Below are 20494 nucleotides of genomic sequence, written 5' to 3'. Positions count from 1 at the left end.
CCCCCCCCCCCGCCCCCCCCGCGCCCCCCCCCGGCCGCCCCCCCCCCCCCCCCCACCCCCCCCCCGCCGCCGCCGCCGCGCACCCCGACGCCCTCCTCGGCGGCGTCGAAGGCCTCACGCTCATGATCGCCGAAGCCATGCCGCAGTGGCTCGTCGCCTCCTACTCCGCCGTCTACGCCGGGGTCGCCCGCGCCGCCGTCGACGCCGCCGCCGAGCACCTTCGCAAGCGCGGCCTCGGCCGCCTCCCCGCCGCCCGCGCCCGCCTCGGCCGCGCCGACAACGCCGTGGCCGCCGCCGAACTCGTCGTCGCCGAGACCGCCGCGCGCATCGACCGCGCCCCCGGCGACCCCGAGACCAACCGGTGGGTCTGGCGCGCCAAGCTCACCGCCGGCGACACCGCCGCCCAGGTCGCCGCCTCAATGCTCGAAGCCGCCGGGGCCTCCGCGTCCCGCCGCGGCCACCCCCTCGAACGCCTCTACCGCGACGCCCGCTGCGGCGCACTGCAACCGGCCACCTCGGACGTGTGCGCCGACTGGCTCGGCGTCGCCGCCCTCGGCGAGGACCCCGACCACGACGCGGAGGTACCGCGATGGTGACCGCCCGCCTCGCCGGCATCGGCGCCGCCCTCCCGCCCGCCTACGAGCAGGACCGGCTCTGGGAGGACGTGTTCCGCTGGCACTTCTCCCGCAGCCGCGTCGCCCAGCGCATCTTCACCGGCTCCGACGTGCGCCGCCGCCACTCCGCCACGGACCCGGCCGAGTTCAAGGCCGTCGCCGACTGGTCCACCGCCGAACGCATGCGCCGCTACAGCGAGATCGCGCCGCCGCTCGGCCTCGAAGCCGTCCGGAACGCGCTCGAAGACGCCGGCACCGACCCCGACGAGATCGGCCTGCTCGCCGTCGCCACCTGCACCGGCTACCGCACGCCCGGCCTCGACATCGAGATCGCGCGGATGCTCCCGCTGCCCGCGGACACCCGCAGGCTCCTCATCGGACACACCGGCTGCCACGCGGCGCTCCCGGCCCTCGCCACGGTCGCCGACTACGTGGCCGCCCACGACCGCCCGGCCGCCCTGCTCTGCCTCGAACTCACGTCGCTGCACCTGCAGCCCGCCACGATCGACCCCGAGCAGATGGTCTCCCACGCGCTCTTCGCGGACGCCGCCGCCGCGGTCGTCCTGCGCCCGGAGACCGCCGCGGGCCTGCGCGTCATCGACGTGGACGCCCGCACCGACACCGCCCGCCGCCACCAGATGACCTGGGACGTCACCGATCTCGGCTTCCGCATGGGGCTCTCGCCGGAGGTCCCGGACTCGCTCGCCGAACACGTCGGCCCGCTCGTCAAGGACCTCCTCGGCCGCCACGGCCACGACGTGCAGGACGTCGCGGCCTGGGCCGTCCACCCGGGCGGCCCGCGCATCCTCGACGCCATCGAGGACGGCCTCGGCCTCGACCCGTCCGCGCTCGCGACCTCCCGCAAGGTCCTCGCCGAGCACGGCAACTGCTCGTCGGCCACGGTCCTCCTCGTCCTGCAGGAGATCCTGGCGGCCGGGCCGCCGCCCGGACCGGTCGTGGCGCTCGCCTTCGGGCCGGGCCTCACCCTCTACGGGGCCCTCCTCGAGTAACGCGGTGCGGGTCGCGAGGGCGTCCCATTCCCGGTCGGGCAGTTCGCGGCGCAGCTCCAGGAGCTTGTCCGCGAGGTGCCCGACCGCGTAGCGGGTGCGCGGCAGCTCGGCCTCGATCGCCTCGCGCACGACCGCGGCGACCACAGCCGGGTCGGAGCCGTCCGTGAGGCCCTCTTCCGCCTTGCGCGCCATGCCTTCGGCCATCGCCCGGTAGGGGCCGTCGCCGGAGTACTCGCGGAGCTGCGCGGCCGTCTGGTCCTCGAACCCGGTCTCGATGATGCCGGGCTGGACCACGACCACGTCGATCCCGAACTGGTCGACCTCCATGCGCAGCGTGTCCGAGAACGCCTCCAGGGCGTGCTTGGACGCGTAGTACCAGGCGCCGAGCGGCAGGGCGATCACGCCGCCGACCGAGGAGACGTTCACGATCGTGCCCCCGCCCTGCTTTCTCATGTGCGGCAGGACGAGCTGCACGAGCCGGGCCGGGGCGATCACGTTCACCTCGAACAGGTCGCGGGCCTCGGTCAGCGGCACCTCCTCGACCGAGCCGTGGATCACCGTGCCCGCGTTGTTGACCAGCACGTCGATGCGCCCCTGCTCTTCGACGACGGTGGCGACGGCGCGGTCGAGCCGGTCGCCGTCCCGGGCGTCCATCGCGAGCGCGTGCCCGCCGGCGGCGACGAGGCCGCCCATCTTGTGCACGCGCCGCGCGGCGCCGTAGACGACGTGCCCGGCGCGCAGCAGGTCGAGGGCGACGGCGTGGCCGATGCCGGTCGAGGCGCCCGTGACGAGGCAGACCTTCGCGTCCATATCGCTCACTCCTTCCAGGCGACGGGCAGTGCGTGCACGCCGTAGACGACCATGTCCGTGCGCATCGCGATGTCCTCCGGCGCGGCGGCGAGCCGCAGTCCGGGGAACCGCTCGAACAGCGCGGGAATCGCGACCTGCAGTTCGACGCGCGCGAGCTGCTGGCCGAGGCACTGGTGGATGCCGTGGCCGAGTCCCATGTGCCCTGTCGCGGGGCGCAGGAGGTCGAGCACGTCGGGGTCGGCGAACTTCATCGGATCGTGGTTGGCGGCGGGCAGGGAGAGCGTGACGGTCTCCCCGGCCCTGACCGTCTCGCCTTCGATCTCGGCGTCCTCCAAGGCGGTGCGCACCAGGAACGGCACCACGCTCAGATACCTGAACAGCTCTTCGACAGCACGCTCGGCCAGCCCCGGGTCCGCGCGGAGGGCCGCGAGCTGCGCGGGGTGGCTCAGCAGCGCGTACACGCCGGTGGCCAGCATGTTCGAGGTCGTGTCGAGCCCGGCGGCGAGCAGCAGGAACGCGATGTTGACCAGTTCCTCGTCGGTGAGGTCGCTCGAGACCAGGTCGCTGAGGAGGTCGTCGGTGGGCGCGGACCGCTTGGCCGCCACCAGTTCCGCGAGGTAGCCGAGGATCGCCGCGAACGCCGCGCCCAGCTCTTCGGGCGTGGCGTCGAGCCGCGACATCGAGAGCGCCTGCTCCTGGAAACGCGCCCGCGCCTCGTACGGGATGCCGAGCAGTTCGCAGATCATCTGCGCCGGGAGCGGCGCGGCGAACGCCGCCACCAGGTCGACCGGGCCGCCGTCGCGCTCCATCGCGTCGAGGTGCTCGTCGGTGATCTCGCGGACCCGCTCGGCCAGCAGCCGCATCCGCCGCACCGTGAACTGACCGGTGAGCAGCCGCCGGTACCGGCCGTGCTCGGGCGCGTCCATCGCGATGAACATGCCCGGCTCGGGCGCGCGGCCGAGGGTCCCGCCCGGGATCGGCATGTGCTGCAACTCGGTCCGGGCGCTGAACCGGGCGTCGCCCAGGACGGCCCGCACGGTCGCGTGGCCGGTCGCGAGCCACCCCTCGTGCCCGTCCGGGTAGGTCATGCGGCTCAGCGGCCGCTCCTCGCGGAGCGCCGCGAGGCCCTCGGGCGGATCGAACGGTCGGCCGGCCGGACGCTCCGTCGGCATCGTCGGATGCATGTCGGTCTCCTTGCAGTGGTTCAGGTGTCGATGAGCGGAATGCTAAGTTCGAGTTTCGAACCGAAGCAACACGAGAACGCCGCGATTGCAGGTCAGAGGCCTCGAATCTTTGCAATGACCTTGCAGCTGAACGCACAGGGAGGCGCCATGCCGGGAGGCCGGCTCACCTACGAGGAACGCGGGCGCATCGCCGCGGGCCTGGCCCAGGGTCTCGGCCACGCCGAGATCGCCCGCCGCCTCGGCCGCCCCGCGTCCACCGTCAGCCGCGAGGTCGCCCGCAACGGCGGCGACCGCCGCTACCGCGCCAACCTCGCCCAGCAGGCCGCCCAGTGGCGCTCACGCCGCCGCCCTGCGCCGCCCCGGCCCGAGACCCCGGCCGACGACCTGCCCGAGCTCCACGAGTTCGAGGAGCGCTTCACGCGGACGATGATCGCCACCGGCGTCCCCGCCATGCCCGCCCGCGTCCTCACCTGCCTCTACACGAGCGCGGCCGGCAGCCTCACCCCGACCGACCTCGTCGCCGCCCTCCACGTCAGCCCCGCCTCGGTCTCCAAGGCCGCCGCGTGGCTCGCTGACCGGGGCTTCCTCTGGCGCGAGACCGAAGGCCGCCGCCTCCGCTACCGCCTCGACGACCAGGCGTTCTACCACGCTTGGCGGGCCAGCATCGCGGGCATGGACGCCTGGGCCGACCTCACCCGCCAGGGCGCCGACCTCCTCGGCGACGACACCCCCGCCGGGGCCCGCCTGCGCGACTCCAGCCGCTTCTTCGCCTACCTTCGCCGCGACATGGCCGACGCCGCCGAACACTGGCGCCGCATCACCGGATCAGGCGGGGCCCAAGACGCTCCCCGGGAAACATGAGCCCGAGGCACGCCGAAAGGGGGCCCACAGGCCCCCGGACTCACCGGGACCGGCGCGTCCAGCCCGGCCACACCCGTTCGGCGTCCGACCGCTTCAGCCGCCCGCCCAGGTGCATCGACCGCCACACGCCCCGGTACCCGGGCAGCACTCCGGAGGCGATCACGATGTGGCCCAACAGGAGCGGGGTGATCAAGTACGTCGACCAGCGGTGGATCATGACGCACCAGACGAACACCGGCCCGCCCGAGACGACCGCCAGCCCGACCCCGCTCGCGATCAGCAGCGCCAGCAGCACCAGGATCGCGAGGTTCGCGATCCGCTGCCCCGGGTCGTACCGCCCCTCGTGATGCGCGAACCGGCCAGTGAACACCGCCGCGGGCCAGCGCCGGAACCACGCCGCGTCGCTCTTCGCGAACCGCAGCGAATCCGCCACCAGGGCCCCCAGGCCGTGCCTGCCGATCACCGCGCCGACGACCGCGACGGCCGCGAGCGCCCAGCCCGCGGCCGTGTGGATCTCGGCGTCGGACCAGCCGGTCGCCGCGGACAGCGGGCTCGGCCGGCCCTCCTGGCCCAGCGTCAGCCACCACCCGGTCGCGAGCAGCACCAGCGTCGTCGCGTAGACGCCCGCGTGGAGCCACCGGGCCCGGGCGCTGTGGCGCCGGACCCGCTCAGTAGCCACCGCCGCCGCCGTTGTCGGAGCCGCCGCCCGAGCCGTCGCCGATGGTCACGGTGACCTCGTCTTCAGCTCCGGCCGCAGAGTGGTCGGCGTTGCGCAGCGAGACGTGCAGTGTGTGCTCGCCGGGGTCGATCCCGTCGAGCGCGGGCGAATCGGCGGCGACCTCGAAGGCCTCGCCGTTCCCTGAATCGATCACCGCGTACGCGCTGTCGTTGTCGTCGAAGTACAGGTGCACGTGGTCGTTCCCCGAATCGGTGGGCCCCAGGTCCTCGCTCGAATCGACGACGACCTTGAACGGCGTGTCGAGCGTGTCGCCGTCGGACGGCGTCTCGATCGTCACGGTCGGTCCGTCTCCCGAACCGCCGCCTGAACCGCCCCCGTCGCCGTACCCGCCCCCGCCGCAGGCGGCAAGGAACAGCGCGCCCAACGCGAACGGCACCATCAGTCCCTTCGACATCAGCCTCTTCAACATGATCCCGACTCCCTCCCATGCGTGGTGCAGAGGTAATACGGGCCGCCGCGCCGAAAGGATGGGGACTTTCCGCAATCCCCTCGCCCGCGGTGGTCGTATATACGGTGTGGAACTGTCCGACGAGGCGCTGCTGGCCGGTGTGGCCGGAGGGGACGCCGACGCCATGGCCGCCTTCGTGCGCCGCCACCAGGCGCGCGTGTTCGGCCTCGCCCTCTCGATCGTCGGGGTGCGCGCCGTGGCCGAGGAGGTCGCCCAGGAGGCGTTCGTGCGCGTCTGGCGCCACGCGGGCGGTTTCGACGCCCGCCGCGCGGCCGCCTCGACCTGGCTGCTGACGATCACCCGGAACGTCGCGATCGACGTGCTCCGCGTCCGCCGCGACCTCGCCACCGACCCCATCGCGATGGCCCAGTGGCTCATCGCCCCGAGCAACGACGGCGACCGCGTCCCCGACAGCATCGGCATCACCGAGGCCCTGCGGGAACTGCCCGCCGAGCAGGCCGTCGCCGTCGTCCTCTCCGTGCACTTCGGTCTCACGGCCCGTGAGATCGCCGAACGCGAGGGCATCCCGCTCGGGACCGCCAAGACCCGCGTTCGCACCGGCCTGCTGCGCCTGCGCGCACTCCTGGAGGTGAACCGTGACTGAGCACGACGCACACGACGAGCTGTCGGACGCGCTGGCGGAGTTCGCCACCGGTGCCGCCAGCGGCGCCGACCGCGCCCGGGTGCTGCGGCAGGTGGGCGGGTGCGCCGACTGCCGCGAGGAGCTGGCGTCGCTGTCCGCGGTCGCGGACGAGGTGCTGCTCATCGCGCCCGAGCGCCAGCCGGCCGCGGGGTTCGAGAGCGCGGTGCTCGACCGCATCGCCGCCCTCGAGCCCGCGAAGCCCGCGCCCGCGCGCCGGCCGAAGCGCCGCCGGGTCTACCGGGCGCTCGCGGCCGCGACCGCCGCCGTGCTCATCGCCGCCGGTGCGGCCCTTGGCGTCTGGTGGGCGACCGCCCCCGACCGCGAGCTCGCGGCCTCGTACCGCGAGACCCTCGGGGTCGCCGACGGCCGCTACTTCACGGCCGCTCCCGTGGTCGACGCCGAGGGCGGCCAGGTCGGGCACGTCTTCGCCTACCAGGGCGACCCGTCGTGGGTCTTCGCCGTCCTGGACGGCGCCCCCGAGGACGGCACCTGGGACGTCGTGGCGGTGACCGGTGAAGGGACCGACGCCATCGCCACCTGCGAGGTCGCCGACGCCTCCTGCGGCGCGGGCGCGACCGTCGACGCGGACATCTACGACCTCCATGAGGTCGAGCTCGTCGCGCCTGACGGCACGGTCCTGACTGCGACCTTCACGCACTGAAGACACGAACGAGGGGCCGAAGGCGAACTCGCCTTCGGCCCCTGACCCGCTACGCGGGCAACGGTTTCGACTCCTAGTCGGCCTTGACCCCCGCCGCTTCCGCGCCCGCGGTCTGGCGGGTGCGGACCTTGCGGAGGAGCGGCACGATGACGACCGTGAGGACGAGGATCGCGACGAGCGTCCCGGAGACGGGCTGCTTGACGTACTCGGTGACGTCGCCGCCGAAGATCCGCATCGAGCGGCGGAACGAGGCCTCCAGGAGCGAGCCGAGCACGAACGCGAGCACGAACGGCCCCGGCTCGAACCCGAGCTTGCGCATCCCGTAGCCGAGCAGGCCCAGCCCGATCACGAGCAGCATGTCGAAGGCGTTGTTGCGGATCGAGTAGGTGCCGATCATCGTGATCACCACGGTGATCGGCGCCAGGATCCCCGGCCGCACCTTCAGCATCCGCACGAACAGGCCGATGAGCGGGATGCTCAGGATCAGCAGCAGGATGTTGCCCAGGTACATCGAGTTGACGACGCCCCAGAACACGTCCGGGTGGTCGCTCATGAGCTGCGGGCCAGGTGTGATGCCCTGCAGCATGAGCGCGCCGAACAGCACCGCCATGGTCGCGTTCGCCGGGATGCCCAGCGTCAGCAGCGGGATGAACGACGAGGTCGCCGCCGCGTTGTTCGCCGACTCGGGCCCGGCGACGCCTTCGATGGCGCCCTTGCCGAACCGGGACGGGTCCTTCGCGGTGCGCTTCTCGACCGCGTACGCCACGAGCGAGGACATGGTCGCGCCGCCGCCCGGCAGGATGCCGAGGATGAAGCCGGTGACCGAGCCGCGCAGGATCGCCAGCCGCGACTGCAGCCAGTGCAGGCGGCTCGGGATGGCCCGCCCGAACGACGGGACCCCCGTCTGCGGCCGGTCGCGGTGCTCGAGGTTGTACAGGATCTCGCCGACACCGAAGAGCCCCATGGCGACGATGGTGAAGTCGATGCCGTCGGCGAGCTGGTCGGTGCCGAACGTGAACCGGGGCGTGCCCAGCAGTGGGTCGAGGCCCACGGTCGCGAGCAGCAGACCCGCCGCCGCGGCGGCGGCGCTCTTGATGACCGACCCGTTCCCGAGCGTGCCGACCAGGAAGATGCCGATGAGCGCCAGGACCGTGTACTCGGCCGGGCCGAACGCGAGCGCGACGCCGGCCAGGGCCGGGGCGATGAACGTGAGCAGGATGATCGAGGCGGTGCCGCCGATGAAGGAGGCGATCGCGGCGATCCCGAGGGCCGGCCCGGCCTGGCCGCGCCGGGCGAGCGCGTGCCCGTCGAGCGCGGTGACCACTGTGGACGCTTCGCCGGGCAGCTTCAGCAGCACCGAGGTGATGGTGCCGCCGTACTGCGCGCCGTAGAAGATCCCGGCGAGCATGATGACGGCGGCCGTCGGTTCCAGGTTGTAGGTGACGGGCAGCAGGATCGCGATCGTCGCGGCCGGGCCGAGGCCCGGCAGCACGCCGATGAGCATCCCGACGGTGACGCCGAGCAGGCAGAACAGGATGTTCTGCCACTCGAACGCCACCGTGAACCCGGAGAGCACTGAGGAGAAGTCCACGATGAGTACTCCAGTGGGGACGGACTAGAAGACGATGACGTGCGGCAGCGGCACGTTGAGCCCGATGATGAACAGGGCGTAGGCGGCCGCAGTCACGGCGACCGCCAGGATCGCGCTCATGAGCCACGACTCGCGGCTCAGGAACCGCAGCCACGCGAACATCAGGAGCACGGTCGGCACCTCGAAGCCCACGATCTCGTACAGCGACGCGTACACCGCCAGGCCGCCCGCGGCGGCCAGCACCGCGATCGTCCCGCGCGTGAACGCCTCAGTGTCCCGGCGGGACCTGGCGGTCACGGCGATGATCCCGATCCCGGAGGCGACGAGCAGCCCGGCCACGATCAGCGGCCAGAGCCCGGGCCCCGGTTCGGTCAGGCTCCCGATGTTCAATCCGAAGCTCAACCAGGCCGCGACGCCGCCGAGCACCACGGGCACGGCGCCCGCGGCGATCGACTGGACGCGCCCGCCCGCGCGCGGCTCGTCCGCTTCCTCTTGGGCCGCCTCGAGTTCGGTATCGGCCATGACCGCCTCGCTCACTCCGCGGTGCCCAGCTCGACGCCGGATTCGGCGATCTGCGCGGCGAACTGCTCGGTGGCCTCGGCCAGGTGCAGCTGCGCCTCGATGCCGTCGACCTCCCAGCGCTCCATGTAGTTGTCCTGGAGGAACTGGCCGTACTCGCCGCCCTCGCGGGCGTCCTCGAACGCCAGGGTCAGCACGCCCACCACGTCGTCCGGGGTGTCCGCCGGGACGACGATGAACCGGCGCTGGTCGACGAGAATGTTGAGGTCCTTCTCGAGCGCGGTCGGCACCTCGTTGAGGTACACGCTGCGCTCCTCGGAGAACACGCACAGGGCCCGCATGTCGCCGGCCTGGATGTGCGGCATGGTCTCCGCGAGCGAGAGCGACGCCGCGTCGATGTCCTTGCCCAGCAGTGCGGTGACGGTGGGGCCGCCGCCGTCGAACGGGACGTCCGTGGCCTCGACGCCGGCGATGCCGAACAGCAGGCCCGCCGAGAGCTGCGAGCCGGTGCCCACGCCCGTCGTACCGTAGTTCACGTGGGTGGCCGCGAGCAGGTCCTCGAGCGTCTGATAGGGAGAGTCGGCGTGCACGACGAGCACGTAGCCCTCGTTGGTCAGTGTGGTGATGATCCGGAGCTGGTCGATGGTGACCGCGTCGGGGTCGTCGACCACGAGCGGGCCGATGGCGAAGAGCGACTTCACCGCCAGGCAGATCGTGTAACCGTCGGCCTTGCCGGCCAGTAGCTCCTTGAGGCCGACGGCGCCGTTGGCGCCGGGCTTGTTCGTGACGGGCAGGGATTCGCCCAGCGGCTCCTCGGCGGCCTTGGCCACCGCGCGGCTGATGAGGTCGCCGGACCCGCCGGCGTCGAAGGGGACCCAGAAGTCGACCGCGCGGGTCGGGAAGGACGCGTTCGCCTCGTCAGCGCCGCCCTGGACCTGGCAGGCCGACAGTGCGGCGAGCGGGGGCAATGCGGCGAGACCGGCGAGCAGTCCGCGTCGGGGGAGGGGGTGTTGCATTTTGTTCGGCTCCTCTAAGTGATCGAATAGCCACGAGATTCACCCCAGGGAGGGGCGTTTCGGGTTGAACATCCATCCGGGGACAAGGTATTGCATAGCGGCCGCGTCATCGCGCGCGCCCAGGCTGTTTCTCGAATACCGCTCATATGCAGCGTCCACTTGCGCCATATCCAGTTCCACGCCGAGGCCCGGCGCGGTGGGCACCGCGATCGCGCCGTTCTCGATGCGGGGCGGGGCGACCGTGAGGCGCTGGCCGTCCTGCCAGATCCAGTGCGTGTCGATTGCCGTGATCTCGCCGGGCGCGGCGGCGGCCACATGCGTGAACATCGCCAGCGACACGTCGAAGTGGTTGTTGGAGTGGGAACCCCAGGTGAGGCCGAAGGCCTCGCAGGCCTGCGCGACGCGCACAGAGCCGGCCATCGTCCAGAAATGCGGGTCCGCCAGGGGGATGTCGACGGCGTCGGTGCGCACCGCGTGCGCGAACTCCCGCCAGTCGCAGGCGATCATGTTCGTCGCCGTGCGCATCCCGGTGGCGCGCTTGAACTCCGCGAGCACTTCGCGCCCGGAGTAGCCGTTCTCGGCCCCGCACGGGTCCTCGGCGTAGGCGAGCACCCCGTCCAGGCCCCGGCACAGCTCGACCGCCTCCTTGAGCGACCAGGCCCCGTTGGGGTCCAAGGTGATCCGCGCGTCGGGGAACCGCTCGGCCAGCGCCGTCACGGCCTTGGCCTCCTCGGGCCCGGGCAGCACGCCGCCCTTGAGCTTGAAGTCCCGGAACCCGTACCGCGCCTCGGCCGCCTCCGCCAGGGCCACGACGGCCTCCGGCGTCAGCGCCTCCTGGTCGCGCAGCCGCAGCCACGCGTCGTCCTCATCGGACCCGTCGCGGTACGGCAGGTCCGTGCGGTTCCGGTCGCCCACGAAGAACAGGTAGCCCAGGACCGGCACGCTCGAGCGCTGCGGCCCGTCCCCGAGGAGTTCCGCCACGGGCACGCCGAGGTGCTTGCCCAGCAGGTCGAGCAGGGCCGCTTCGAGAGCGGTCCGGACGTGGACGGTGACCCTCTGGTCGAAGGTCTGCCGTCCACGCCCGGCCGCGTCCCGGTCCGCGAAGCGATGGCGCACCGCCTCGAGGACCGTCCGGTACGCGCCGATCGACGACCCCAGTACGAGATCGGCGGCGTCCCGGAGCGTCTGCGCGATGGCCTCGCCGCCGGGCACTTCGCCCACGCCGGTGTTCCCGGCTTCGTCGGTGAGGATCACGAGGTTGCGGGTGAAGTACGGCCCGTGGGCCCCGGACAGGTTGAGCAGCATCGAGTCCTGCCCGGCGACGGGCACGACCCGCATTGCGGTCACGGTGGGGGTGGTCGCCTGTTCCGCCTTGCCGGCGGCCGGTTCGAGAGCGGTCATGAGGCCGACGTCTCGATCAATGCCTTGAGCGCGGCCAGCTCGGCTCCGCTCAGATCGGTGAGCGGCGGGCGCACGGGCCCGGCCGGGCGGCCCACGGCCGTCATCCCGGCCTTGACGATCGACACCGCGTATCCCTTGCCCGCGTTGCGGATGTCGAGGTACGGCAGCACGAACTCGCGCAGCCGCCGGTACACCTCGTCGCGGTCCCCGGCGCGCACGGCGTCGTAGAACGCGAGCGCGAACTCGGGCACGAAGTTGAAGATCGCGGACGAGTAGGTGGTCACGCCGAGCTGCAGGTAGGGGAGTGCGAACGTCTCGGCGGTCGGCAGGCCCCCGATGTACAGCAGCCGCTCGCCGAGAGTCGCGTACAGGCGGGTCATGAACTCGATGTCGCCCACGCCGTCCTTGAACCCCACGAAGTTCGGGCAATCCGCCGCGAGCTTCTCCACCGTGCCGACGCCGTACTCCGCATTGGACCGGTGGTAGACGATCACGCCGAGCGAGGTCGCCTCGCACACCGCGCGCACATGCGCGGCCAGGCCGTCCTGCCCGGCCTCGGTGAGGTACGGCGGGAACAGCAGCACCGCGTCGGCCCCGGCCGCCTCGGCGTCCCGCGCGAACGCGACCGCCTGCGCCGTGCCCTGGCCCGCGGGCGCGATGATCGGGACCGCGCCGGCCGACTCCTCGACGGCCACGCGCACGACCCGGCCGACCTCCTCGGCGGTCAGCGAGAAGAACTCGCCCGTACCGCCCGCCGCGAACAGGCCCGCCGCAGGGAAGGAAGCCAAGTGCCCCAAGTGCTCCCGGTACCCGGCCTCATCGAAGGCGAGATCGCTCCGGAAGTGGGTGACGGGGAAGGACAGCAGCCCCTCGCCCAGCGCACGCTGGATCTCTGCGGGGGTGTATCGCGACATATGCGGAAGTCTCCTGTTCCGTGGGATTCGGCCCGTACCGTAACCCCCACCCCTCATACCGGTCCAACACTCATTGGACATCGACTGATACCTTCAGGGCATGGCCACAGGCGACATCGGGTACACACTCGACCAACTCAGAGGATTCGTGGCGGTAGCCGAGGAATCGCACTTCGGCCGCGCCGCCGAACGGCTCCGCATGACCCAGCCGCCGCTCAGCCGCCAGATCCAGCGCCTCGAACGCGCCGTCGGCTTCGACCTGTTCCTGCGCACCCAGCGCGGCGCCGAAGTCACCCCCGCCGGCCGCATCTTCCTCGAAGAGGCCCGCCGCCTGCTCTCCTCCGCGGACACCGCCCCGCTCCGCGCCCGCCGCGTCGCCGCCGGCACCGCGGGCACCATCCGCATCGGCTTCACCGCCGTCTCGGCCCTCACCGTCCTGGGCCGTTGGATCGCCGTCGCCGCAACAGCACTCCCCGGCGTCGACCTCGTCCTCAACGAGATGGTCACCCACGCCCAGCTCGACGCCCTCCTCGCCGGAGAGATCGAGATCGGCCTCGTCCGCTCGGTCCCTCGCTCCGACCTGCTCGACTCCCGGCTGGTGGCGACGGACTCGCTCATCCTCGCCGCGCCCCGCGACCACCCGCTGACCCGCCTGCCGCGAACGCCCACAATGGAGGACATCGCGGAGCACGACGTCGTCACGTACTCGCCCTCAGAGGCCTGGTACTTCTACGAACTCGTCGTCGCCGCATTCCAGCAGGCGCACCTGAAACCCCGGTACGTGCAGCACATCAGCCAGGTCCACACCGTGCTGTCCGTCGTCAACGCCGGCCTCGGGGTCGCGCTCGTGCCCTCCTCGGCCAGCGCGTTCAACCTCTCGAACCTGGTCTTCCTCGACATCGAGGACCTGCCCCGCGACATCGTCGAGCTCCACGGCGTCTGGCGCCACCGCCACGGGAACCCCGCGCTCGACGCCCTCCTGCGCAGCGTCTAGGCGGCGCCGCTAGACGCCGACCGGCCCGATCGACTCGCGGCCCACGAACTTCGTCGGCAGCGCCGCGTCGTCCTCCGAAGCGCCGCCGTCGATCTCGGCCAGCAGCCGCCGGATCCCGTTCTCCCCGAGTGCGGCCAGCGGCATCCGGATCGTGCTCAGCGCGGGCGTCGGCAGATCGGCCCCGAAGATGTCGTCGAACCCGACGATGCTCAACTGCCCCGGCACGTCGAGGCCGTGGTCGCGGCACTCCCGCAGCAGGCCCAAGGCGACCAGGTCGTTGTACGCGAGCACCGCGCTCACGTCCGCGGCCTTCACGCGCCCGAACGCCTCAGCGCCGCCCTCGCGGGTCGGCGCGTTCGACTTGATCTCCACAATGGACATGTCCCATTCCACCGCGATCTCGAACGCGTGCTGCCAGCGCTGGCCGTTCATCCACGAGGCCTCGGGCCCGGCGAGGTAGGCGATCCGGCGGTGCCCGGCCTCGCGCAGCAGCTCCAGGGCGGTGGTGATGCCCGGGCGCACGTCGGGGAAGACGGCCGGGATGCCGTCGACGAGGCGGTTGACGATCACGAGCGGCTTGACCGAGGACAGCTCCTGGATCTGCTGGTCCTCCAGGCGCGAGCCCACGAGCAGCAGTCCGTCCACCGAGGTCTGGAGCCGTTCGGCCGTGGACCGCTCGAGCTCGGGGGACTCCTGCGAGTCCGCGAAGACGATGGTCATGCCGGTCTCGGAGGCCACCCGCTCCGCGCCGCGCACGAGGTCGAAGTACGCGGGGTTCGTGATGTCCGAGACGAGCAGGCCGAGCGTGCCGGTCTTGCCGGTCGGCAGGGCCCGGGCCATGGGGTTGATGCGGTAGCCGAGCTCGGAGGCGGCGTCGCGGATGCGCCGCTCGGTTTGGGCGTTGAGGCGGCCGGGCTTGTTGAGCGCGCGGGACACGGTCGACGGACTCACGCCGGTCAACCGGGCGATGTCGTAGATCGTCGGGGGCGCCTTGCGATCGCCGTTGCGGGTTCGGGTGGCGGCGTCGGACTGGTCCATGCCTCCCCTTTCGCGCTTGTTGCCGGGGGTTGTCATCCGGCAATCGATTGGTGCCGCTCTGCCGGTTTCCGCGACAGGGCTTTCCGAGCATACCGGAGGCCCGCTACAGTCGACGAGCCGAGGGTTTCTCGAAAAATCGCTCGGCAACCGATTGTCGAATGTCGGTTCCATCGATCTGCACAGGCTTGACGCCGGGATGAATGCCGTGTTCACTCGCGAACGCAAGCCCGAGTCGGCGGCCTTCCCCCTGGAGCGCTGCCGTCCCTCGGTCAACCGTCTTAGGAGCGTCACGTGATCATCGACCGCGCTGAAGTCATCGTCACCAGCCCCGACCGGAACTTCGTCACCCTCAAACTCACCACCGACGACGGCCTCACCGGCCTGGGGGACGCGACGTTGAACGGCCGTGAAATGGCCGTCGTCGCCTACCTCGCCGAGCATGTCGTCCCGCTCCTGCTGGGCCGCGACGCCCACCGCATCGAGGACACCTGGCAGTTCCTCTACCGCTCCGCCTACTGGCGCCGCGGACCGGTCACCATGGCCGCGATCGCCGCGGTCGACATGGCCCTGTGGGACATCAAGGGCAAAGCCGCCGGCATGCCCGTCTACCAGCTCCTCGGCGGCGCCTCGCGGACCGGGCTCCTCGCCTACGGGCACGCCTCGGGCAAGGACACCGAGGAACTGTTCGATTCGATTCGCGCCCACCAGGAGCAGGGCTACCGGGCCATCCGGGTCCAGACCGGCGTCCCGGGCCTGAAGTCGATCTACGGCATCGCCTCCAACGCCACCTTCGAAGCGATGGAGGGTGTCCGCTACGACCACGAGCCGGCCCAGCGCGGTGCGCTGCCGAACGAGGAGGACTGGGACACCCGCTCCTACCTGCGTCACGTCCCCACGGTGTTCGAAGCCGTCCGCAGCGAGTTCGGCCCCGAGCTGCCGCTGCTGCACGACGCCCACCACCGGCTCACCCCGATCCAGGCCGCCCGACTCGGCAAGTCCCTCGAGCCCTTTGACCTGTTCTGGCTCGAGGACGTCACCCCCGCCGAGAACCAGGAGGCGCTGCGGCTCGTCCGCCAGCACACGACGACACCCCTGGCGATCGGGGAGATCTTCAATACCGTGTGGGACTACCAGCAGATCATCCGCGAGCAGCTCATCGACTACGTCCGCTCCGCCGTCACCCACACCGGCGGCATCACGCATTTGAAGAAGGTCCTGGACTACGCCGCGCAGTACCAGATCAAGTCCGGCATGCACGGCCCCACGGACATCTCCCCGGTCGGCATGGCCGCCGCCATGCACCTGGGATTGTCGATCCACAACTTCGGGATCCAGGAGTACATGCGGCACGGCGCGAAGACCGACCAGGTCTTCCAGCAGTCCTTCACCTGGACCGACGGGCTCCTCCACCCCGGCGACCAACCCGGCCTCGGCGTCGAGCTGGACACCGACGAGGCCGGGAAGTACCCGTACGTCCAGGCCTACCTGCCTTACAACCGCCTCGCCGACGGCACCGTCCACGACTGGTGACCCGCGCTCCGCAGGGCCGGCGCGGCGACCCTCGCCGGCCCTGCGGCCGGACCGCTTAAGGTGGCGGGGTGAGCAGCCTCCACGACCGCGCCGTCGACTACCTGAACCCCGCCAAGCCGACCGGGCCGATGCCGGAGATCGAGGCGGTGCTCTTCGACTTCAGCAACACCCTGTTCCGCCTGATCGACCTCGAGGACTGGCTGCGCCGATTCGCAACGGCCGCAGGCCGAACCGGCGAACTCGAAGCCGCCGGGACCGAGGCGACCGCTCGGAATCTGACCGAGACGTACCGGCTCCCGGAGGTCAAGGCCGCGCAGGAGGGCCGTGACCTGTCCGCCGAGCAGCACCGGGCGGCGATGTACGCGTGGTGGCGGCACGTCGAACTGATCCGGGGCGCCGAGGACACGGCCTACGCGACCTTGCAGGCCCCGGACTCGTGGGTCCCGTTCCCCGACACCGAGCCTGTGCTGAAGGCATTGCGCGGCAAGGGAGTCCGAGTCGGCATCGTCAGCGACTTCGCCTGGGACCTGAAGATCCACCTCGACCGTCACGGCCTGGGCGACCTGGTCGACGCCTATGTCATCTCCTACCGACTGGGCAAGGAGAAGCCCGCTGCGGAGCTGTTCCAGACCGCCTGCGAGCAGTTGGGTGCCGACCCGAAGGCCACGCTCATGGTGGGCGACAATGCAACGAGAGACGGCGGCGCGGCGGCGATCGGTCTGCGCGCCTACGTCGTCCCGGCCAGGCCGGGCACCGGAGAACGCGGGCTCGCCCACGTCCTCGACTTCCTGCCCTAAGGGGGATGCCATGCCGCGCTTCACCGGAGCCGACGACCTGCGCGGGGCGGAGTTCGTCCGCGCCGACCTGCGGGGCGCCCGGTTCGTCGCCGCGGACCTGTCCGGGGTCGTGATGCGCGGGGTGGAGATCCCGGGGGCGGACATCGACTCGCCGTGGTTGTTCGACGGGGAGGCGCTGCACGTCAACGGGGTCGACGTGGTCCCGTTCGTCGAAGCCGAACTGAACCGCCGCTTCCCCGGCCGCGCGGAGCGGCGTGCCACGGACCCGGACGGCCTGCGTTCGGCCTGGGCCGCCATCGAACGCACCTGGGAGGCCACGCTCGAACGGGTCGCGGGGATGCCGCCCGGCGCGGTCGACGTGTCCGTGGGCGGCGAGTGGTCGTTCGCGAAGACGCTGCGGCACTTGGTCTTCGCCACGGACATGTGGTTGGGTCGGGCGATCCTCCAAGCCGAGCAGCCCTTCCACCCGATCGGACCGCTCGACAATCCCTTCGACAGCGTTCCCGACAGCGTTCCCGACAGCGCCCCCAGCAGTGCTCCCGCCGGCGACACCGAACGCGACGGCCCCGACCAGTCGGCCGCTTCGGCAGCCGCGCCGTCGTACGACGAAGTGCTTGAGGTGCGGGCCGGCCGCATCGCGATGGTCCGCGACTTCCTCGCGACCGTGACTCCCGAACTCCTGGCGTCGCCCCGCCCGAACCCGCATGACGCCGAGCACCAGGAGACCGTGCTTTCCTGTCTGCACACCATCCTCGACGAGGAATGGGAGCACCACCGCTACGCCGTCCGCGACCTCGAAGCCGTCACCGGTTCGCCCTCGGAATAACCCGCCCGCGAGCATCCGCCCCAGCGCAGCGGCGTCTTCCGCGAGCCGGTCAGCCGGCATCTCGTGCAACGGCCCGTTCGGCAGCGGCCCGCCCGGGGCGGGGTCGTCCAGGTAGCGGGCGGTCACGTGCGTGTGGAGGTGCGGGGTGCCATTGCCGAGGGTCATGTAGTTGACCTTGAGCGGCCGGAAGTAGCGCTCGACGGCGGCGCCGACCCGCAGGACTTCGCCGTTGTACTGGGCCGCTTCGGCTTCGGTGAGATGGTGCGGCTCGATCACGTGGCGGCCGCGCCAGACGACCACCGCGTACCCGCGCACCAGAGCGCGCCGGGCCAGGTACGCGTCGGAGACGGTCCCGGCCTGGATGCGAAGCCCGATGCGATTCTCAACGGGCCGCCCCTCATCGCAGAAGCGGCAGACAGCGCCGGCCACGCGCTCTCGCCAGTTCTCCGGCCAGGTCACGATGCCTTGAGCGCCTTCCGGAGGCGTTCAGATTCCGCCGCGTTCGTGTTCGGGTCGGCGAAGCGGTAGGCGACGGCGGTCTCCAGCGCCGGGGGAGCGGCCCGCTCGCGGAACGCGGCCAGCAGTTCGGCGCGGGCCGTTTCGAACCAGGCCAGCTGTGACGCGAGTTCGGGGCCGAGTTCGCCCGGGTCCACCCCGGCGATGATCGCCCACGAGACGGCGAAGTCGTACTCCGGCGCGCCCGCGATCGCGTTGGTCCAGTCGATGAGGAACGCCCCGGCATCCGTGACCACCACGTTCTCCGGGTGGAGATCGAGGTGGAGCACCTTCCGGATCCCGTTCGCGTCCATGGCAAGGCCGCGCGTCGAACCCCGCAGTTCCGCGGGGGCGTCGATCTCGTGGAGGCGGTCATGGAGGTCGAGGAGGATCTCGGCCGCCTCGGGGACGCCGATCGCCCCGGCATTGACCTCGGCCCCGAGGGTGCGGCCGTGCAGGCGCTCCATGGTCATGTCCGCGCCCTCGGCGGCGAACACCTCCGGGACCGGGAAGCCGAGGCCGTGCAGGTACCGCATCAAGCGCGCCTCCGCCGCGGCGTCGAAGGCACCGCGCCGCAGGACCCGCCGGTCGTCGAGCGCGAACACCTGGGAGGCGCGTCCCCCGCCGATCTGTTCCATGAGCGGAAGCCTATCGGCGCTGCGGTTCGGGATCCCCGACCCCGGACCCGTCGAACGAACCCGCAGCGGGAGGCGGGCGTGTTCGATGAATTACGGCGGTCGCCAGCGCAGGCGCGCGGCGGCGTGCGAGGCTCGTTCAGCGGCGGAGGTGGTCCTCCGCGGACGGGAGTATCGGGATGGGGGAGTCCGGAGCGGACCTCACTGCGCCGAGCGGCGCCGAGGCGCTGTACCGCTGGTCGCCCGGGTACGCGGGGGAGGCCGCGCCGGTCGTGCTGCTGCTCGGCGCCACCGGGTACATCGGCGGCCGCCTGCTTCCGCGCCTGCTGAACGCCGGCTACCGGGTGCGGGTCCTCACGCGGCGGCCGGACCGGGCGCGCGGGTTCGCCGCGTCCGACGCCGTGGAGATCGTCAAGGGCGACGCCATGGACGCCGCCGCCGTGCGCCGGGCGATGGACGGCGTCCGGTACGTCTACCACCTGGTCCACTCCATGACCGGCAACCGCGACTTCCGGCGGTTCGACCGCGTCATCGCGCGCAACGTCGCCGCCGGCGCGGCGGCGGCCGGGGTGCGGCGCCTGGTGTACCTCGGCGGTCTCGCACCGCGCTCGGGCCGGCTCTCGGCGCATTTGGCGTCGCGCCGTGAAGTGGGCGCGATCCTCCAGCGATCCGGGGTACCGGTGCTGGTGCTGCAGGCGGGCGTGGTCATCGGGTCGGGGTCGGCGTCGTTCGAGATGATCCGGCATCTGACCGAGGTGCTGCCGGTCATGCCCGCGCCTCGCTGGGTCCGCAACCGCATCCAGCCCATAGCGATCCGCGACGTGCTGCACTACCTGCTGCGGGCGCTGCAGCTCGGCGACGACGCGGTGGGCGTCTTCGACGTCGGCGGTCCCGACGTGCTGCGCTACGACCAGATGATGAACGGCTACGCGCGGCTCGCGCGGCTGCCGCGCCGCCGCATCTGGGCGCTGCCGGTACTCACGCCCCGCCTCGCCTCGCACTGGGTCGGTCTCGTGACCCCGGTGCCGAGCAGTCTCGCGCGGCCGCTCGTCGAATCCCTCCAGCACGACTGCGTCATGCGCGACCACCGCATCGACGGGATCATCCCGCCGCCGCCCGGCGGCCTCACCTCCTACGACGAGGCGCTGGCCCTCGCCTTGGGCCGCATCGAGATCGACCGGGTCGAGACGAGCTGGGTCGACGCCACGGTGGCTCGCGCGCCGAGCGACCCGCTGCCCAGCGATCCACAGTGGGCCGGACGGGTGGTCTACACCGACGTGCGCACGGTCGAGACCACCGCGAGCCGGGAGGACCTGTGGCGGGTCATCACCGGCATCGGGGGCGAGAACGGCTGGTACTCGACGCCTCTGCTGTGGGCGCTGCGAGGCTGGGGCGACCGCCTGTACGGCGGCGTGGGCCTCCAGCGCGGCCGCCGGAGCCGAACGGTGCTGCGGGTGGGCGACGCGATCGACTTCTGGCGCGTCGAGGTCTGCGAGCCCGAACGGCTGCTGCGGCTCCGCGCGGAGATGCGCCTGCCCGGCCTCGCGTGGCTCGACCTGGCATGTGAGAACGGGGCCCGCACCCGGTACCGCCAGCGCGCCGTCTTCTTTCCGCGCGGCCTCTCCGGACGCCTCTACTGGCTCGCGGTCACGCCCTTTCACGGCCTGGTCTTCTCCGGCATGGCCCGCCGCATCGTGGCGCTGGCCGAGGGGGAGCAAGGCCGTTCAGCGGCTCGGACGCGCCGCAGTGGCCGATAGCCCATGCCGTT

19 protein-coding genes and 3 pseudogenes are annotated in these 20494 nt (G+C 71.9%); 10 read left to right on the top strand and 12 right to left on the bottom strand.

What is annotated here, in order from left to right; all coding sequences use genetic code 11:
- Positions 1-83: 83 nt before the first annotated feature.
- Positions 84-596: pseudogene (locus O2L01_RS02345) on the top strand (acyl-CoA dehydrogenase family protein); the annotation flags it as partial.
- Positions 590-1624 (top strand): type III polyketide synthase, encoded by a 1035-nt coding sequence (locus O2L01_RS02340; RefSeq protein WP_270120081.1) that lies wholly within the window; start codon positions 590-592, stop codon positions 1622-1624. The pseudogene O2L01_RS02345 and the gene O2L01_RS02340, both read left to right, overlap by 7 nt.
- 6 nt (positions 1625-1630) lie before the next feature.
- Here O2L01_RS02340 and O2L01_RS25550 read toward each other — a convergent pair.
- Positions 1631-2434, bottom strand: a pseudogene (locus O2L01_RS25550) (oxidoreductase); the annotation flags it as partial.
- A gap of 5 nt (positions 2435-2439) precedes the next feature.
- Complete coding sequence (locus tag O2L01_RS02330; protein WP_270120078.1) at positions 2440-3618, bottom strand: cytochrome P450; 1179 nt, start codon at positions 3616-3618, stop codon at positions 2440-2442.
- Between the two features lie 147 nt (positions 3619-3765).
- On the opposite strand from O2L01_RS02330, the gene O2L01_RS02325 reads away from it, so the two are divergent.
- The gene (locus tag O2L01_RS02325; RefSeq protein WP_425555124.1) at positions 3766-4479 is read left to right on the top strand and encodes a helix-turn-helix domain-containing protein; all 714 of its coding nucleotides are present in this window, start codon (positions 3766-3768) and stop codon (positions 4477-4479) included.
- A 40-nt stretch (positions 4480-4519) separates the two neighbouring features.
- Here the strand turns inward: O2L01_RS02325 and O2L01_RS02320 are convergent, their stop codons facing one another.
- Positions 4520-5158 (bottom strand): cytochrome b/b6 domain-containing protein, encoded by a 639-nt coding sequence (locus O2L01_RS02320; RefSeq protein WP_270120075.1) that lies wholly within the window; start codon positions 5156-5158, stop codon positions 4520-4522.
- A complete protein-coding gene (locus O2L01_RS02315) occupies positions 5148-5627 on the bottom strand; it encodes a hypothetical protein (RefSeq protein WP_270120074.1) in 480 nt (159 codons plus the stop codon). The genes O2L01_RS02320 and O2L01_RS02315 overlap by 11 nt, the downstream gene beginning before the upstream one ends.
- A 106-nt stretch (positions 5628-5733) precedes the next feature.
- Here O2L01_RS02315 and O2L01_RS02310 point away from each other — a divergent pair, with 106 nt between their 5' ends.
- Entirely contained in the window at positions 5734-6270 is a 537-nt protein-coding gene (locus O2L01_RS02310) for an RNA polymerase sigma factor (protein ID WP_270120073.1), read from the top strand.
- The gene (locus O2L01_RS02305; protein WP_270120072.1) at positions 6263-6970 is read left to right on the top strand and encodes a hypothetical protein; all 708 of its coding nucleotides are present in this window, start codon (positions 6263-6265) and stop codon (positions 6968-6970) included. The genes O2L01_RS02310 and O2L01_RS02305 overlap by 8 nt, the downstream gene beginning before the upstream one ends.
- Before the next feature lie 73 nt (positions 6971-7043).
- Here O2L01_RS02305 and O2L01_RS02300 read toward each other — a convergent pair whose 3' ends face one another.
- From O2L01_RS02300 to kdgD, 5 genes are read right to left on the bottom strand one after another with little or no spacing between them, the layout of a single operon-like run.
- A complete protein-coding gene (locus O2L01_RS02300) occupies positions 7044-8561 on the bottom strand; it encodes a tripartite tricarboxylate transporter permease (RefSeq protein WP_270120070.1) in 1518 nt (505 codons plus the stop codon).
- A 24-nt stretch (positions 8562-8585) separates the two neighbouring features.
- Positions 8586-9083, bottom strand: coding sequence for a tripartite tricarboxylate transporter TctB family protein (locus O2L01_RS02295; RefSeq protein WP_270120069.1), 498 nt, complete (start codon positions 9081-9083; stop codon positions 8586-8588).
- An 11-nt stretch (positions 9084-9094) separates the two neighbouring features.
- A complete protein-coding gene (locus O2L01_RS02290) occupies positions 9095-10096 on the bottom strand; it encodes a Bug family tripartite tricarboxylate transporter substrate binding protein (RefSeq protein WP_270120068.1) in 1002 nt (333 codons plus the stop codon).
- A gap of 39 nt (positions 10097-10135) precedes the next feature.
- Positions 10136-11434, bottom strand: coding sequence for an enolase C-terminal domain-like protein (locus tag O2L01_RS02285; protein WP_374727696.1), 1299 nt, complete (start codon positions 11432-11434; stop codon positions 10136-10138).
- A 59-nt stretch (positions 11435-11493) separates the two neighbouring features.
- The gene (gene kdgD, locus O2L01_RS02280) at positions 11494-12411 is read right to left on the bottom strand and encodes a 5-dehydro-4-deoxyglucarate dehydratase (RefSeq protein WP_270120065.1); all 918 of its coding nucleotides are present in this window, start codon (positions 12409-12411) and stop codon (positions 11494-11496) included.
- A gap of 100 nt (positions 12412-12511) precedes the next feature.
- On the opposite strand from kdgD, the gene O2L01_RS02275 reads away from it, so the two are divergent.
- Positions 12512-13405, top strand: a complete 894-nt coding sequence (locus O2L01_RS02275; protein WP_270120064.1) for a LysR family transcriptional regulator — start codon at positions 12512-12514, stop codon at positions 13403-13405.
- 9 nt (positions 13406-13414) lie between these two features.
- Here O2L01_RS02275 and O2L01_RS02270 read toward each other — a convergent pair whose 3' ends face one another.
- Positions 13415-14443 (bottom strand): LacI family DNA-binding transcriptional regulator, encoded by a 1029-nt coding sequence (locus O2L01_RS02270; RefSeq protein ID WP_270120062.1) that lies wholly within the window; start codon positions 14441-14443, stop codon positions 13415-13417.
- A gap of 291 nt (positions 14444-14734) precedes the next feature.
- Between O2L01_RS02270 and manD the strand changes: the two genes are divergently transcribed.
- The 3 genes from manD to O2L01_RS02255 all read left to right on the top strand — a co-directional run bounded on the left by manD (position 14735) and on the right by O2L01_RS02255 (position 17596).
- Positions 14735-15973 (top strand): D-mannonate dehydratase ManD, encoded by a 1239-nt coding sequence (gene manD / locus O2L01_RS02265; RefSeq protein ID WP_270120060.1) that lies wholly within the window; start codon positions 14735-14737, stop codon positions 15971-15973.
- Positions 15974-16041: 68 nt separating this feature from the next.
- Positions 16042-16770 carry an HAD family hydrolase gene (locus O2L01_RS02260; protein ID WP_270120059.1) on the top strand — a complete coding sequence of 243 codons (729 nt, stop codon included), beginning with the start codon at positions 16042-16044 and terminating at the stop codon, positions 16768-16770.
- A gap of 10 nt (positions 16771-16780) precedes the next feature.
- Complete coding sequence (locus tag O2L01_RS02255) at positions 16781-17596, top strand: DinB family protein (protein ID WP_270120058.1); 816 nt, start codon at positions 16781-16783, stop codon at positions 17594-17596.
- Between the two features lie 123 nt (positions 17597-17719).
- Here the strand turns inward: O2L01_RS02255 and O2L01_RS25605 are convergent.
- Together O2L01_RS25605 and O2L01_RS02250 are read right to left on the bottom strand one after the other, a co-directional pair.
- A pseudogene (locus O2L01_RS25605) lies at positions 17720-18025 on the bottom strand (HIT family protein); the annotation flags it as partial.
- A gap of 26 nt (positions 18026-18051) precedes the next feature.
- Positions 18052-18729: a phosphotransferase gene (locus O2L01_RS02250; protein WP_270120056.1), complete on the bottom strand. Its 678-nt coding sequence runs from the start codon at positions 18727-18729 to the stop codon at positions 18052-18054.
- Between the two features lie 176 nt (positions 18730-18905).
- Here O2L01_RS02250 and O2L01_RS02245 point away from each other — a divergent pair, with 176 nt between their 5' ends.
- On the top strand, positions 18906-20483 hold the full coding sequence (locus tag O2L01_RS02245) for an SDR family oxidoreductase (protein ID WP_270120054.1): 1578 nt from the start codon (positions 18906-18908) through the stop codon (positions 20481-20483).
- The last annotated feature ends 11 nt before the right edge of the window (positions 20484-20494 follow it).

It is taken from the genome of Glycomyces lechevalierae (assembly GCF_027622945.1).
Classification (GTDB): domain Bacteria; phylum Actinomycetota; class Actinomycetes; order Mycobacteriales; family Micromonosporaceae; genus Glycomyces; species Glycomyces rutgersensis.
The sequence above is the reverse complement of the archived record's forward strand: the minus strand, read 5'-3'. Positions and strand labels throughout refer to the sequence as shown.